A 13,334-nucleotide genomic window follows, 5' to 3' on the forward strand; every position below is an offset into this window, starting at 1 on the left:
GTCACCTCCAAGGTCTAACCTAAGGCGGCCCACTAGAACAAAATAGGAACAAAAAGTCCAGCCCCTTACTGGCGATTTCCCCCAGGCATGCAGCATTTGGGCATGGCGCATTGAACCTTTTCGGCGCCGCGCGGACCCATGGGAGCTGGGGATTTCAGCGCCCAGTCTTATGGCAGCGCCGCGGTAGACGAATATATTCCGTCATCGCGGCGCTGTTGCCTTTTGTATTTTCAACTTTAAGTTAGGCCTACGGCTGGCGGCCAGGCGCTGAAATCCCAACGCCGTCAGCCAGAAGAGCCCCGTGCGAAAGCGCGGGGTTTTTCTTTTCAGACGGCGTCCTTGGCCACCTTCAGCGGCGAGGCCTTGACCGACTTGCTCGCGGGCTTGGCCGCAAACTGCATCGGCTCCTTGGTGAAGGGATTTACGCCCATGCGGGCTTCGGTCGCCGGCTTGTTCACGACGGACATTTTCACGAAGCCCGGAATGACGAACTCGCCGGACTCGTTGAGCTCCTTGTAGCCGACGGTGGCCATGTACTCGATCACAGACTTCACGTCGTTCTTCGAAAGCTGCGTGCCCTCGGCAATTGCATCAATCAATTGAGTCTTCGTCATCTTCGCCATGTCTGAATTCCTTTTGTGCGCGCGAGCAACTCTGCTGTGGACGCGGCTCGAAGCGCGGGAGGCGCGCTGCTGATTTCATGCCAGAGGTCATGAAGTGACGGGGCTTAGACCCCATCGAGGCCGAAAACGCAAGCAGGGGTTCTGCGGAGTTCCCTGCTTCCTGTGCAAGATACCGCAGGGCATACTGCCTGCCTTTTTGAACCATTCGGCGGCTGGCGCGTCTTATCATTGAAGTCCCCAAGCTTCACCCCACCAGAAGGCCCCGCTTCCCCCAGGCGGGGTTTTCGCTTTTGGGGCATGGCCAAACGCCCCGGCTGATATAATGGTCTGAAGTTCTCTCGCGGGGTGCTCATGAAGGTCGCTATCGTCGTTGCAGGTTTGATCGTTGTCGTTGTCGCAGCCCTCGTCGCGATCCAGCCGGCCTTCCTGAAGCCTGCGTCCCTCGCCCTCGTGAAAAAGTCCGATATCTTCGGCTTCTCGCCCGGGATGACGTTCGAGGAGACCAGCAAGCTCGTCAGTCAACGCCACTATCTCTGCCGCCAGAGCCGCGGCTCCCACACCCTCGAATGCGACATCAACGGCGCCAAGGTCACGGTCGACAGCGACGAGGCCGACGCCAGGCACCCGATCCGGCGCGTCAATGCGACGGTGAACAATCCGGGGTCGCAGGAAGCTGCCGTCAAATCGATCTCCGACCAGTTCAACGCGCAAGCCATCAAGGACCGTGAGGGATGGACATGGATCGTCGGCCGCGGGCTCAAGCTGAGCTATGACGGCCTTGCCTTGACTCTCGTGGACGAGGCCGCAGAGGCCCGGCGCAACGAGGCCCCAAAGCGCTAGCGCGTGACGTCACCTCGGCGTGAAACTTGTGGCTCGGCTTGCATTGTTGACACTTCAGTAACCCAACGCCGCCAAGCTCGGCTCAGTATCGTTGCGTTGGAGTATCCTGACAGTGCTGGATTTTAACGAACTGCGTGAACTCGCGGCGGATGTGCGTGTTTTTGTCGACGTCGCCGAGGACAAGGCCGAAGCGCTCAGAGCCGTGATCGCGGCCTATGACGTGGTGCTGGCGATCTTCCCCGCCGATGAGGGCATGGGCCTTCACGTCATCAAGGGCAGCCAGATCCTGGACACGATCGCAAAGTCGCGCAGCCACGCGATCTACAGCCACACCGCCATCGCGGTCCCCGACCTCCAGCACGCCCAGGCGCTCAAGCTGCTGACGGCCCCGGTCGAACAACGGATTGCGGCGTAACCTCAGCGCGCTCCAAGAGAAAGTGCGCCGCGGTTCTCCTCGCGACGACGCGGCATGCGTCCGCTCTAGTCCCGGAGCCGGTTGACGATCTGGAGCGGGATCCAGGAACCCAGCACGATGAGAAGCGCAACGGCTGCGACCACGGCATACTTCAGGGGATTCTGCGACGAGGCGAGCGATCCTTCGAGGTGAAGGTACGGGAGCCCGCTGTCCATCGCCATTCCGATCAGTGCAATCGCAACCAGAGCGCCAAAAGCGCAGACAAGAACATTGACGATCCATCCGATCGTCCCGCGCCTGTTCAACCACGCCTCGTAGATCGCGACCGCCAGTGTCACGACGACGAAGACCAGCATGAAGGTCATGGAGCCGCCGACGCTCGACGTCGAGCCGAAGATCTCCAGCAGCAGCATCACAGCCACGGCAAGCAATGTGATCGTCTTCATGACGCTCCCTCCTCAGTGCTCCAGCAATAGGACGGCAGCGCCGATCACGATACAGCCGAGGCCAAAGACTGCCGTCGCGATTTCGACGGCGTCTTCCAGGCGCAAGAACCTGACGACGGCGCTCCATGCGGCAGACAGAACAATATCCACGATCTCGCTGAGCAAGGCTTGACGCATAAGGATTGGTCGCGCCGTCGTCGACGGGGTTCAACCGCCGCGACTGTGGCTGGTCCCGCGCTGGAGCCGCCGTTGTTGTTGGCACCGGCGCGTTAAGTAGCTCCCGCTCCCTGCTTACGGACTGTCCCCGGCTTTCCCGCTCTCACCAATCGAGACCTGTTCAGGAAGTACTTGCGGTTGCCGGTCGCGGCTTCGGCGTACGGGTCGATGGCCACGATGTTGGCCTGGACGTGAACATAGCACCGCCCTTCCGCGTGTGGGCATCCGGGCGGTGCGCTGTCGTTTCGGCGTGGTCCGTCGGCTAGCGCGCCTGCGGCTCGAGCGTCACCGTGCAGTCGCCCTGCCCTTGCGTTGCGACCACGATATTGCCCGCGGGAGCGCCGAGTGCGATCGGGGCGGACGAGCCGCCGCCGGGCATCTGGACGATCACGCTGAGGGAATCCGTGCGTGCGGTCGAGCCCACGGTTGAGGGTTCCGCCTGTGCGACATTGCCGGAGGCATCTCGCCGCATGATCTGGCAGTTAACGGGGCTTGCCCCGGTCGCCGCCATGCTCTGGCTCTGGCCGGCGCCACCGCCCATCTGCGCGCGGGCCCGCGACGGATCGCGGGGCACCTGGCTGACGATGCGATGCGAGCGCGGCTCGACGATGATGACCTCGTCCTCCGTCGCGAAATATTCATAGTCCCGATAGGCAGGCTCGATCGAGACGATCTCGGGCGGAAGCCGATGGAGACGCACGCGCGGGGGAATCGTCTCGCCGACCCGGATCGAAATGTTCAGATTTCGCTCCGGCTGAGCGAGGCGTGCACGGCTCACCGTTTCGGAGATCCGCACCTGCTTCTCGGACGTCACCTGGGTCTGCTGATTGACCTGCGTGTTGGTCTGCGTCGTCTGATTGGCTTGATTGGTCTGCGTGGTAGAGGTGCCAGGAGCGGTCTGCGCATTGTTGGTCGGAGCCGCCCGGTTAGTGTCCGTCGCGGTAGCCGGCCGGTCGTTTTGCTGCGCGGGCGACTGCTGCTCGGCGGCATTGCGCGGCGGCTGGGCCTGGTTACGCTCGTTCTGGTTGGCCGTAGCTCCGGTCCGCTCGTTCTGCTGGCCAGCCGGGCCCGCCTTGGACTTCTCGGACTCGGCCGTCGATTTTTGCGGGGCTGACTTGTCCTGCTTCGTGTCAGCGCTGCTCTTGCTGTCGCGTCCCGGTTTCGCGCTCTCCGCCTCACGGTTGCGATCGCGCGCAGGCTCACGGGATTCTTGTGCCTGATCCCCGGCCTTCGGCTGGTTACGCTCGGCAGAACTGGCAGGCTGACGCTTGTCGTCATTCGCCTGCTGCTTGGCCGCGCCGCCGCCCTTGTCCTCGCGGCCCGCGCCCTGCAGTCGCTCCTGGGCACCTTGTGTACGCTCTTGAACCCGTTCTTGGGCGCCGCCACGCTGCGGCGCAGCGCCTTTCGCCGGCTCTTCGGTCCGTCTCGGCTCGTCTCTGCGCTCACCGGGCCCTTGGGCATAGGCAATGCCGGACGCAAGCATGAGCCCGATGGCCGCGGTCGATAACATCAAGTGTTGACGCATGGTCCCTCTCCTCGACAATTCGCAACAACAGACGCGAACGTTCTGTGGGTGCGAAGGTTCCTGAGCAGGAACGAGGGCCGATCACGCGGGACTTACATCGCGTCCTTGAGTGTGAGGCGGGCCGTGAATGTCACGGTGGTTTTGCCGACCAGCGCCATGCCTTCGACTTCGGCGCCACCGGCGGAATAGTCACCCGAGAAACCGCAGGTGACCTCCCGGCCGCCGAATGCGAGCGTCCTGCCGACGGCTTCGGTGTGCTGATTGACGATCATGTCGCCCCGCCACTTGCCGTTCCGGAACGTGTAGCTCCCCGTGTAGTAGAAGAAGCTGTCGCCGCCCATGATGTGGCCATCGCTGAGCACGACCACGCCTCTGGCCTGCCCGCGCTTGCCGTCACGCATCTCGATGTCGAAGATGTAGAGGCCGTTGACGACCCCGGCCTCTCCGCCCGCTTCTGCCCCATCCCCGGCCGACATCCGATCATCTCCCCATGTCGATCCGCGCCCCGATCAGCTGGGCACGTTCCGTTCGAGATCCTCGAGCCACGCCGCCGCGCTCGCATCCGACGGCGCACGCCAGTCACCGCGCGGTGACAGCGACCCGCCGGCCGAGACCTTCGGCCCGTTCGGCATCGCCGAGCGCTTGAATTGGCTAAAGGCAAAGAAGCGGCGCAGGAACACTTCGAGCCAGCGCCGGATCTCGGGAAGCTCGTAGGCCTTGCGCCGGTCGCTCGGGAACGCCGGCGGCCATTCGCCTTTGGCGACGTCCTTCCAGGCGTGCTGCGCCATGAAGGCGATCTTGGACGGACGCATGCCGAAGCGCAGCGTGTAGAACAGGTTGAAATCCTGCAGCTCGTAGGGCCCGACGGCCGCTTCCGTGCTCTGCGGCTTCTCGCCGGCCTCAACCGGCACGAGCTCGGGCGAGATTTCGGCCACCAGGATCGAGCCAAGCGTTCGGTTGACGTCGTCGCTGAACTGCTTGGAGGAAATCACCCAGCGGATCAGATGCTGAATCAGCGTTTTCGGCACGCCGGAATTGACGTTGTAATGCGCCATCTGGTCGCCGACGCCATAGGTACACCAGCCGAGCGCGAGCTCGGAGAGATCGCCGGTTCCGATGACGATGCCGCCATGATGGTTGGCGAGCCGGAACAAATAGTCCGTGCGCAGGCCCGCCTGCACGTTCTCGAAGGTGACGTCGTAGACCTTTTGGCCCTGGCCGAAAGGATGGCCGATGTCCTTCAGCATCTGCGTCGCCGTGGTGCGGATGTCGAGCTCCTGCCAGCTCGTGTGCAACGCCTGCATCAGCGCCAGCGCATGCGTCTTGCTCTCGCTGCCCGTGGCAAAGCCCGGCATGGTGTAGGCCAGAATGTTCTCGCGAGGCAGACCGAGCAGATCGACCGCTTTAGCGGCGACGATCAATGCGTGGGTAGAATCGAGCCCGCCCGAGACGCCGATCACGACGCGCTTGGTGCCGGTCGCGCGCATGCGCTGCACGAGGCCTGCGACCTGGATGTTGTAGGCCTCGTAGCAATCCTGCTCGAGCAGGCTTTCGTCGCTCGGCACGAATGGGAAGCGCTCGACCCTGCGCAGGAAGCCGATGTCGGCGGCCGGCGGCTTCAGGGCAAATGTCACCTTGCGGAAAAACGCCTCGCGCTGGCGGCGGTTGTCGTCGAAGGTGCCCATCAGCGCGCGTTCCTGCCTGAGCAGGTCGAGATCGATGTCGGTAGTGGTGATCTGGCCGCCCTGGCGGAACCGCTCGCCCTCGGCCAACAGCACGCCGTTCTCGTAGATCGAGGTCTGGCCATCCCAGGAGAGATCGGTAGTCGATTCCCCTGCCCCTGCGGCGGAGTAAACGTAGGCCGCAAGGCAGCGCGCCGACGTCGATTGACACAGCAGCGCGCGTGAGCGGGCCCGGCCGATCGTGATCGGACTGCCCGAGAGATTGATCAGCACGCTGGCGCCGGCGAGCGCGAGCTCCGAGGCTGGCGTCACCGGAATCCACATGTCCTCGCAGATTTCGACGCCGATGGTGAGGCCTGGGACGTCCTCGGCCGAAAACAGGAGGTCGACGCCGAACGGCGCATGCGCCCCACCAAAGGAGATCGTCTCTCCGGCAATGCCGGCGCCGGAAGCGAAATGCCGCCCTTCGTAGAATTCGCGGTAGGTCGGCAGGTAGCTTTTGGGCACCACGCCGAGAATGTTGCCGCGATGAATGACCACGGCGCAGTTGTAGATGCGATGACCGAAGCGCAGCGGCGCGCCGACGACCAGGACGGTCATCAATCCCGCCGAGGCCTCGACGATGCCCAGAAGGCCGCGCTCGACCGCATCGAGCAGCGGATCCTGCTTGACCAGATCCTCGATCGCATAGCCGGACAGGCACAGCTCGGGAAACACGGCGACCGCCACCGACTGCTCGTGGCAGGCATCGGCCGCCGCCAGCACCGCCTTCGCGTTGGCCGAGGGATCGGCGACATGGGACGTGGTGACACAGGCCGCCACGCGCGCAAATCCGTGGGCGTAGATCGAGTGGAAAGTCATCGAGCGCAGTACCCTTGATCTCTTCGCTGCCGAAGCCGTCAGCTCCGGACCATATGTAGCCCATCGACCGGGGCACGTGCAGGCCATCCGCCGTCATGCATAACGGATTTGCAGAATAGCCCGCTGCGCCCGGCGAGTTAGGCGCTGCGGGCCAACACGCCGGACAGGTCGTCGCGCAGCCAGTCGGCGATCCGTGGCCAGGCATGCGCGTGAGTGCGCGCGCCCATGAACAGACCAAGGTGGTTGCTCGGCTCGGAAGCCGCCGCAATGAAGGCGGGCGGCGTGCCGAGGAGAGCGGCGGTCGCGAGAGCCTGCGCGGCCGGCACGACGTCGTCGTCGAGCCCGGCAAGCAGGAAGACCGGCGCCTTGACGTCCTTCAGATCGACTTTGCGGCCGAGAGCGGTGAAACTGCCGCCGGCGATCTGGTTTTCCCGGAAGATCCGGTTGACGGTCTCCAGGTAATATCTGCCCGGCAGATCGAGCGTCTCCGCGTTCCAGCGGTCGAAGCGCGCGAGCAGCGCCGCGCCCTCCTCGTCCGACAGGTCTCTCTGCAACGCCGCTGCGATATCGTCGCGGCTTGGCGACTTGGACCACAGGCGGAGCATCTCCCCGCCACTGACATTGCCGCCGCCGCGGGCGACGAGCTGGTCGTAGACCATCTCGGGTGCGTTGCGGGTGACCCGGCACAACGAGGAATCGATCGACAGGTCCACGGGAGCACCGACCAGCACCAGCCGCCGGACCTTGGCGGGAAAGCGTGCCGCATAGAGCAGCGACAGCCAACCGCCCTGGCACAAGCCGACCAGATCGACCGGCGCGCCGATCTCGTCGATGGCGACGTTGAGATCGCCGAGATAGCTGTCGATCGAGAGATAGCGCATGTCCGGCGTCGCTGACCGCCAATCGGTGAGATAGATCCGGTCAATCCCGCCGTCTCGCAGGGACCCCACCACGCTGTGGCCGGGCGCGAAATCGGCGATCAGGGCCCGATGCAGCGCATAGGGCGCACAGACCAGCACGGGCTGGCCGGACCGCGTCCGCGTGCAATCACGCAGACGCATCGTCGCGAGTTCCAGCGCGACGCTGTTGGGCGTCGTCCACGGCAGGTTGCTCTCTTCCTGCTCTGCCCGGCCGCGCTCGACCCACCAGAAGCAAGCGTCCATCGCGAGCCGGGCCGCCGCAAACGGCCACAGCAGCGGCTCATCAGTGGTATGATCCGATCCGCCCGGCTGTTTGCCGATCTTTTCCACCATGACTCTACTCAAGGTCCTTACAGAAACGCCTCGAGGCTGACGACGGAGATGCCGAGGTCCCGAAAGCTTCGATGAGCCACGGCCACCGAGCCGTCGAGATCGATGCCGCGGCAGGCGTCCTCGATGACGGCCACTTCCAACCCGGCCTTGCGCGCATCCTCCGCCGAGAAGCGGACGCAGAAGTCCAGCGCGAGACCGGCGACAAAAACGGTCTTCAGCTCACGTTCGCGCAAATACCCGAGCAGCCCCGTCGCCGTCCGATGGTCGTTCTCGAACAAGGCCGAATAGGAATCGATGCCGCGGCGAAACCCCTTGCGCACGACGAGGCTCGCTTTGGCGACGTCGAGATCGCGATGAAATTCGGCGCCCGAGGTGCCCTGCACGCAATGCGCCGGCCAGAGCACCTGGGTGCCGTAATCGAGCTCGATGGTCTGGAACGGCTGCTTACCCGCGTGGTTCGTCGCGAACGAGACGTGGTCGCGCGGATGCCAGTCCTGGGTCAGGACCACGTTGGCGAATTTTTTGGCGATTCGGTTGATCGCAGGCACGACCTTCTCGCCGCCGGGAACGGCAAGCGCGCCGCCGGTGCAGAAATCGTTCTGCACGTCGATCGCCAGCAGCACGTCGCAGTCGGAGATCTTCATGACCGGTCTCGTTCGATGTGCCCGGCGCACCGGCGCCAGACCCGTCCCCCAGTGTCGGTCTTCCCGCGCGACTTCGCAACCGGCGGCACCGTGCAAGGCCTGCGCGAATTGGTCACCGACCAGTGGCAGGATGCAACGGTTTGGCTTCGAACGTGTTGACTAGCCGCACCCAAGGGCGGATTCTCGCGCTGTCCGCGTCAGGCGGATCGGGTCAAAGGCGTGGAGGACAGGGTTGGCGCGGCCGGAAGGCGGTGGCAGCCGCGAGGTCATGAATATCGGCAAGACAGGACAAATTCTTCTCGCCGATATCGGCGGCACCAATGCGCGCTTCGCGCTGAGCCAGGGCGAATTGGGCCGCGGGGATTTCGATCGGATCGGACCGATCGATTACGTGAAGGTCGCCGACTTCCCGACCGTCCGGGAAGCCATTTCGGACGTCCTGGCACGCCGGTCCGGCGGCGAGCCGCCCCAGAGAGCCGTGCTGGCCGTCGCGGGTCCCGTCACCAACAACCGCTGCGTCATGACCAACAGTCCCTGGGTCATCGACGGCAACGAGCTACAGCCGGCGCTCGGCTTCGACAGCGTCCATGTGCTGAACGATTTCGAGGTGGTCGCCTGGTCCCTGCCCGCCTTGCAGCCTGCCGATCTGATCCCTCTCGGCGGACAAAATGGCCTGCCCGGTGAGCCGCTGCTGGTGGTCGGACCCGGAACCGGCTTTGGCGTCTCCTGTCTGATCGACCGCCATGGTGCGCGGCTGGCCGTCGTCACCGAGGCCGGACACGCGACCCTACCGGCGGAGAACGAACGCGAGGAGCGTGTGATCACGTGCTTGCGCCGACGCCTTGGCCACGTCTCCATCGAGCGTGGCGCGCTTTCGGGTTCCGGGCTGCAAAATCTCTACGGAGCCTTGGCGGAGGTCGACGGCGCGCAGGTGCCCCAGCGCGACGCTGCCGGCATCACCAAGGCCGCCCTGGAGGGAAGTTGTCCCGTCAGCCGCGCGACGCTGGAGATGTTCTGCGCCATCCTTGGTTCCGTCGCCGGCAATCTCGCGGTGACATTCGGCGCCCGCGGCGGTGTCTATATCGCCGGCGGAATCGTGCCGCGTTTTCCTGAATTCCTGATGGCCTCCGCCTTCCGGGCGCGCTTCGAAGCCAAGGGCCGGTTCCAGGATTATCTGCGCAACATTCCGACCAGCCTCGTGATCAAGCCCGACGCAAGCTTCGTGGGCCTGAAGATGTTCGCGGACCACAACGTGGATTGAGGCACTCTCGCTATTTGCGGGTTCCAATATTCACAGATGATTCAGCGCACGTGCGGTTCCACGCACGAACATGCTTGCCTGCATGTTCCCAATGAGAAACAATCAAGGTGTGTGGCGTAGTTGCGGGGGCGTAACATGCGTAAGCAGGATCTGGGTTTCGACTATCACCGCTATCACCGCCTGCTGAGCGAGGCGGATGACGAGGACAAGCGGCAGGCGCTGATCGATCTCTTGATCGAGGAGAAGGCGCGAGACCGGCTCGCCGCGCAGCGCGCTTCGGATCGTGCGGCCATGACGGCCCACACCATTGCCACGGTGCTGAAGAACGGTCGTAGCTGAGGCGCTCGATCTCATCTCGTCGTGACGCGAACGCCGCATCGCCGTTGCACGCGGCATCTTCGCCGTCGCCAGTCGGCTCTCAGTGCTGCGCTTTGACGGGAGTTCCCGGAAACATCGAATCGATCATCGCCTTGAGCTGATCCATAGCGATCGGCTTGCGCAGGATCGGCCTGCGCCGGAGCAAGGACGGCAGCAGCTCGGGGCCGTACCCAGTGGCAAACAGAAACGGCTTTCCGCGACGTTCGATCAAGTCGGCGACGGGATCGACGTAGACGCCCATGAGATTGATGTCGAGGATGGCCAGATCGTATTGCGCGGTCATGGCGAACGCGCTGGCGTCCCGGACATTGTCCGCTTCAGCGACGACGTGGTGGCCGAGTTCCACCACCATGTCGGCGATCATCATCCGGATCAACGCCTCGTCTTCGACCAGGAAAACGGAGAGTCCGTCCGCCATATCAACCCCGCAGTCAGCCTTAAGAAGCTAACCATAACCGAATTGCGGAGAGGATACACGAATTCGTGGCCAGCGCCGTTAATTCAGACGCGCACGATCCGATTCAACTTGATCAATCCAGTCCGCGCTCGTGGCTCAGGCGCACCATCTCCTGAATGAAGACTTGCTTCTGCTTGTCATCGAGGCTCGAAAAGAGCGGCTCCGCCGCGTCTGCGACATTGCGCTGGTCGGCGGCCCGGTCGATCAGGAACTGCGACTCGTTGCGCATCTGCTCGATGATGTCGTCGGGCGGATCCCGCTTGGCGCGCGCAACCCGCAAGTTGAGCCGCTCCGCACCATTATGCCCCAGGTAGTGCATGGCGCTTGAGAAGCCGTACCAGTGCTTCTCCTGGTCGGGCGTGAGATTCAGTTGGGTCTTGATCCGCTCGATATAGGCATCGCTGTTGGCGACGATCTGTTCGGCGGTCTGCTGCGGCGCGCCGGGCTGGGTGAGGACGGTGACATCCTTATCCTTGCCCTGCGGTGCGGTCTTCGCCTCCTTGGTCGCCTTGGCGCCCTTGCCTTTGGCGTTCTTGGCATCCTTGTCCTTGGCCGCGCCCTGCTGCTTGGCATCCTTCCCGGTGTCCTTGCCGGCGTCCTTTGCGGGTGGCGCCTGATTGCCATTGTTGTTGCCGACGCCGAGCACACCGGTGAAGACGCCGACCACACCGCCGATTGCGCCGCCAAGGACGCCACCGACCGGACCGGCCGCCTTGTTCCCCGCCGCCGCACCATCCTGAACGCCTTTGACCAGACCTTGAGCATTGGCCGCCGCGGGGTTGCAGAGCAGCGCGAGCACGGCCCCCAGCGCGCACCATCGCCGCATGTGAAGCCGCGCTGACGGCGCCGGGTTGATCATTCTCGTCTCCATCGTCGATCTGACTGGCCTGTTGGGGCGGAGCCCCGACAAACCGCAACTCTATCGTTTCCCCCGCTTCGCGGTCCAGACGCAACCGATTGCTGTCCACGCCCGAAAACTCTTTCGCGCGAAGCGGTTATGCAGGCTCATTCGAAACTGCGGCGTAATTGCGCACGGATCGTCCGCGGGCTCGCTTGCACGACGTGTGCGTCGCAAAATGAACGGCTGCGTCGACGGACGACGCGGGTGGCGGGCACACCATTAGTTCTAGACGAGGAGCCGTTCGGCTTTCTCGACAGACGCGATCAATCATGATCTGATCGCGCTACCAATTTGCTGTGGCCTGAATGCTCACGTCAGGCGACAGCACCAATAAGAAGATCCAACAACAAGAACTCGATAAGAAAGTCTCCCAGAGGAAACTCCAACAACAACACCCAGGCGAGGAAACGAGATGTCACGCAAGACACTGACGCGACGTCAATTTGTGGCTGCCACTGCAATGTCCTCCGCGGCGCTTATCACGGCGCCCTACGTCCGGGGCGCTTACGCCGCCGGCAAGCTTTCGATCGGTTTCTGGGACCATTGGGTGCCAGGCGCCAACAAGGCCTCTACCGATCTCGTCAACGAATGGGCGGCGAAGGAGAAGGTCGAAGTCTCCATCGACTACATCACCAGCAACAACAAGAAGCTCGAGCTGACGGTCGCCGCCGAGGCGCAGGCGAAATCCGGTCACGACATTCTCCAGATGCCGACCTGGTGGCCGCACGCCTATGCTGACCAGCTCGAGCCGGTCACCGACATCATGGGGCCGATCATCAAGCAGAACGGCGAGGTCAACGGCACGACCAAATATCTCGGCCAGGCCGGCGGCAAATGGCTCGCCGTCCCCGCGACCGTCGGCAGCCAGATCAAGGGCCCTTGCTCCCGCATCGACCTGATGAAGAAGCATGCCGGCATCGACGTTCAGGAGATGTATCCGGCAGGCAGCACGCCCAAGGACGAGAACTGGACGACCGACGTCTTCCTCAAGGCCGCCGAAGCCTGCAGCAAGGCCGGCTTCCCGTTCGGCATCGGCCTCGGCGAGACCACCGACAGCGTCGACACCGCCGGCGCGATCTTCCAGTCATTCGGCGCCGAGCTCGTGAACGCCAAGGGCGACGTCACCGTGAAGACCGACGCCGTGCGTCAAGCTCTCGAGTTCTACAAGAGGCTGATAGCGGTGCTGCCGGCGGACGCGGCCTCCTGGGATGACGCATCCAACAACAAATGGCTGATCTCGGGTCGCGGCGCACTGATCCTGAATCCGCCGAGCTCGTGGGCCGTTGCCAAACGCGACGCGCCACAGGTCGCCGAGCAGTGCTGGACGCACGGCATGCCGGTCGGTCCAAAGGGCCGCTTCGCGCCCTTCCTGCCCTATTTCTGGGGCGTCTGGGCCTTCGGCAAGAACAAGGAAGCCGCCAAGAGCCTGCTGACCCATCTGTCGCAGCCGTCGTCGATCGAAAAGTTCGTTGCGGCGAGCGGCGGCTACGACCTCCCGGCTTTCGCGAACATGACGAAGCTGAAGACGTGGGCCGAGGAAGGGCCGCCGAAGGGCACGCTTTACAGCTATCCCGACCCGCATGGCCGGCAGACGATGTCGATCGCAGCATCGCCGGCTCCGCCGAAGATCGCGCAGCAGATCTACTCGCAGGCGACGCTGACCAAGCTGGCGCTGCGCTATGCGAGGGGCGAGACGATGGAGCAGGCGCTCGCCTGGGCCGAGGGCGAGTGCGAAGGCTTCATGCGGAGCTGACCCCTGTGCGCCACGGCGGTACACCTGCTTGCATGTGAGCCGCCGACTGTCTCCGACCGTTCCATTCTCTTTCGAGAGG

Annotated in this window: 15 protein-coding genes; 5 read left to right on the top strand and 10 right to left on the bottom strand. The window is 63.9% G+C overall.

From position 1 onward, the window contains the following. Positions 1-326 precede the first annotated feature (326 nt). Positions 327-623 (bottom strand): HU family DNA-binding protein, encoded by a 297-nt coding sequence (locus tag ACFDR6_RS12485; RefSeq protein ID WP_018323108.1) that lies wholly within the window; start codon positions 621-623, stop codon positions 327-329. Positions 624-974: 351 nt separating this feature from the next. Between ACFDR6_RS12485 and ACFDR6_RS12490 the strand changes: the two genes are divergently transcribed. Beyond that, the gene (locus ACFDR6_RS12490) at positions 975-1,463 is read left to right on the top strand and encodes a hypothetical protein (RefSeq protein ID WP_317239465.1); all 489 of its coding nucleotides are present in this window, start codon (positions 975-977) and stop codon (positions 1,461-1,463) included. 112 nt (positions 1,464-1,575) lie between these two features. After that, positions 1,576-1,878, top strand: a complete 303-nt coding sequence (locus tag ACFDR6_RS12495; RefSeq protein WP_212085042.1) for a hypothetical protein — start codon at positions 1,576-1,578, stop codon at positions 1,876-1,878. A gap of 65 nt (positions 1,879-1,943) precedes the next feature. Here ACFDR6_RS12495 and ACFDR6_RS12500 read toward each other — a convergent pair whose 3' ends face one another. The 7 genes from ACFDR6_RS12500 to pncA form a co-directional block, all read right to left on the bottom strand. Beyond that, positions 1,944-2,324, bottom strand: coding sequence for a hypothetical protein (locus ACFDR6_RS12500; RefSeq protein ID WP_375858459.1), 381 nt, complete (start codon positions 2,322-2,324; stop codon positions 1,944-1,946). 12 nt (positions 2,325-2,336) lie between these two features. Further along, on the bottom strand, positions 2,337-2,489 hold the full coding sequence (locus tag ACFDR6_RS12505; RefSeq protein ID WP_212085038.1) for a hypothetical protein: 153 nt from the start codon (positions 2,487-2,489) through the stop codon (positions 2,337-2,339). A 313-nt stretch (positions 2,490-2,802) separates the two neighbouring features. Next, positions 2,803-4,065 carry a DUF1236 domain-containing protein gene (locus ACFDR6_RS12510; protein WP_375858461.1) on the bottom strand — a complete coding sequence of 421 codons (1,263 nt, stop codon included), beginning with the start codon at positions 4,063-4,065 and terminating at the stop codon, positions 2,803-2,805. A gap of 92 nt (positions 4,066-4,157) precedes the next feature. Further along, on the bottom strand, positions 4,158-4,541 hold the full coding sequence (locus ACFDR6_RS12515; RefSeq protein ID WP_317239462.1) for a GrlR family regulatory protein: 384 nt from the start codon (positions 4,539-4,541) through the stop codon (positions 4,158-4,160). A 33-nt stretch (positions 4,542-4,574) separates the two neighbouring features. Then, positions 4,575-6,608 (bottom strand): NAD(+) synthase, encoded by a 2,034-nt coding sequence (locus ACFDR6_RS12520; protein ID WP_375858463.1) that lies wholly within the window; start codon positions 6,606-6,608, stop codon positions 4,575-4,577. Positions 6,609-6,745: 137 nt separating this feature from the next. Next, on the bottom strand, positions 6,746-7,861 hold the full coding sequence (locus tag ACFDR6_RS12525) for an alpha/beta fold hydrolase (protein WP_375858464.1): 1,116 nt from the start codon (positions 7,859-7,861) through the stop codon (positions 6,746-6,748). Between the two features lie 17 nt (positions 7,862-7,878). Next, complete coding sequence (gene pncA, locus ACFDR6_RS12530) at positions 7,879-8,505, bottom strand: bifunctional nicotinamidase/pyrazinamidase (protein WP_375858465.1); 627 nt, start codon at positions 8,503-8,505, stop codon at positions 7,879-7,881. A gap of 268 nt (positions 8,506-8,773) precedes the next feature. On the opposite strand from pncA, the gene glk reads away from it, so the two are divergent. Both glk and ACFDR6_RS12540 read left to right on the top strand, forming a co-directional pair. Beyond that, positions 8,774-9,766: a glucokinase gene (gene glk, locus ACFDR6_RS12535; RefSeq protein ID WP_375858567.1), complete on the top strand. Its 993-nt coding sequence runs from the start codon at positions 8,774-8,776 to the stop codon at positions 9,764-9,766. 135 nt (positions 9,767-9,901) lie between these two features. Beyond that, entirely contained in the window at positions 9,902-10,105 is a 204-nt protein-coding gene (locus ACFDR6_RS12540) for a hypothetical protein (protein WP_212085025.1), read from the top strand. A 79-nt stretch (positions 10,106-10,184) separates the two neighbouring features. On the opposite strand, the gene ACFDR6_RS12545 is transcribed toward ACFDR6_RS12540, so the two are convergent. Together ACFDR6_RS12545 and ACFDR6_RS12550 are read right to left on the bottom strand one after the other, a co-directional pair. After that, a complete protein-coding gene (locus ACFDR6_RS12545; RefSeq protein WP_212085023.1) occupies positions 10,185-10,562 on the bottom strand; it encodes a response regulator in 378 nt (125 codons plus the stop codon). 112 nt (positions 10,563-10,674) lie between these two features. Continuing rightward, positions 10,675-11,460: a Spy/CpxP family protein refolding chaperone gene (locus ACFDR6_RS12550; RefSeq protein ID WP_375858466.1), complete on the bottom strand. Its 786-nt coding sequence runs from the start codon at positions 11,458-11,460 to the stop codon at positions 10,675-10,677. 454 nt (positions 11,461-11,914) lie between these two features. Between ACFDR6_RS12550 and ACFDR6_RS12555 the strand changes: the two genes are divergently transcribed. Continuing rightward, positions 11,915-13,255 (top strand): ABC transporter substrate-binding protein, encoded by a 1,341-nt coding sequence (locus ACFDR6_RS12555; RefSeq protein ID WP_375858468.1) that lies wholly within the window; start codon positions 11,915-11,917, stop codon positions 13,253-13,255. Positions 13,256-13,334: the final 79 nt, after the last annotated feature.

Source organism: Bradyrhizobium tunisiense (assembly GCF_042263385.1).
GTDB classification, from domain to species: Bacteria; Pseudomonadota; Alphaproteobacteria; order Rhizobiales; family Xanthobacteraceae; genus Bradyrhizobium; species Bradyrhizobium tunisiense.

Excerpts from the sequence above, each read along its gene's own strand:
- ACFDR6_RS12485 (WP_018323108.1), bottom strand. The coding sequence starts at position 623 with ATGGCGAAGATGACGAAGACTCAATTGATTGATGCAATTGCCGAGGGC.
- ACFDR6_RS12490 (WP_317239465.1), top strand. The coding sequence starts at position 975 with ATGAAGGTCGCTATCGTCGTTGCAGGTTTGATCGTTGTCGTTGTCGCA.
- ACFDR6_RS12500 (WP_375858459.1), bottom strand. The coding sequence starts at position 2,324 with ATGAAGACGATCACATTGCTTGCCGTGGCTGTGATGCTGCTGCTGGAG.
- ACFDR6_RS12510 (WP_375858461.1), bottom strand. The coding sequence starts at position 4,065 with ATGCGTCAACACTTGATGTTATCGACCGCGGCCATCGGGCTCATGCTT.
- ACFDR6_RS12515 (WP_317239462.1), bottom strand. The coding sequence starts at position 4,541 with ATGTCGGCCGGGGATGGGGCAGAAGCGGGCGGAGAGGCCGGGGTCGTC.
- ACFDR6_RS12520 (WP_375858463.1), bottom strand. The coding sequence starts at position 6,608 with ATGACTTTCCACTCGATCTACGCCCACGGATTTGCGCGCGTGGCGGCC.
- ACFDR6_RS12525 (WP_375858464.1), bottom strand. The coding sequence starts at position 7,861 with ATGGTGGAAAAGATCGGCAAACAGCCGGGCGGATCGGATCATACCACT.
- pncA (WP_375858465.1), bottom strand. The coding sequence starts at position 8,505 with ATGAAGATCTCCGACTGCGACGTGCTGCTGGCGATCGACGTGCAGAAC.
- glk (WP_375858567.1), top strand. The coding sequence starts at position 8,774 with ATGAATATCGGCAAGACAGGACAAATTCTTCTCGCCGATATCGGCGGC.
- ACFDR6_RS12540 (WP_212085025.1), top strand. The coding sequence starts at position 9,902 with ATGCGTAAGCAGGATCTGGGTTTCGACTATCACCGCTATCACCGCCTG.
- ACFDR6_RS12545 (WP_212085023.1), bottom strand. The coding sequence starts at position 10,562 with ATGGCGGACGGACTCTCCGTTTTCCTGGTCGAAGACGAGGCGTTGATC.
- ACFDR6_RS12550 (WP_375858466.1), bottom strand. The coding sequence starts at position 11,460 with ATGATCAACCCGGCGCCGTCAGCGCGGCTTCACATGCGGCGATGGTGC.
- ACFDR6_RS12555 (WP_375858468.1), top strand. The coding sequence starts at position 11,915 with ATGTCACGCAAGACACTGACGCGACGTCAATTTGTGGCTGCCACTGCA.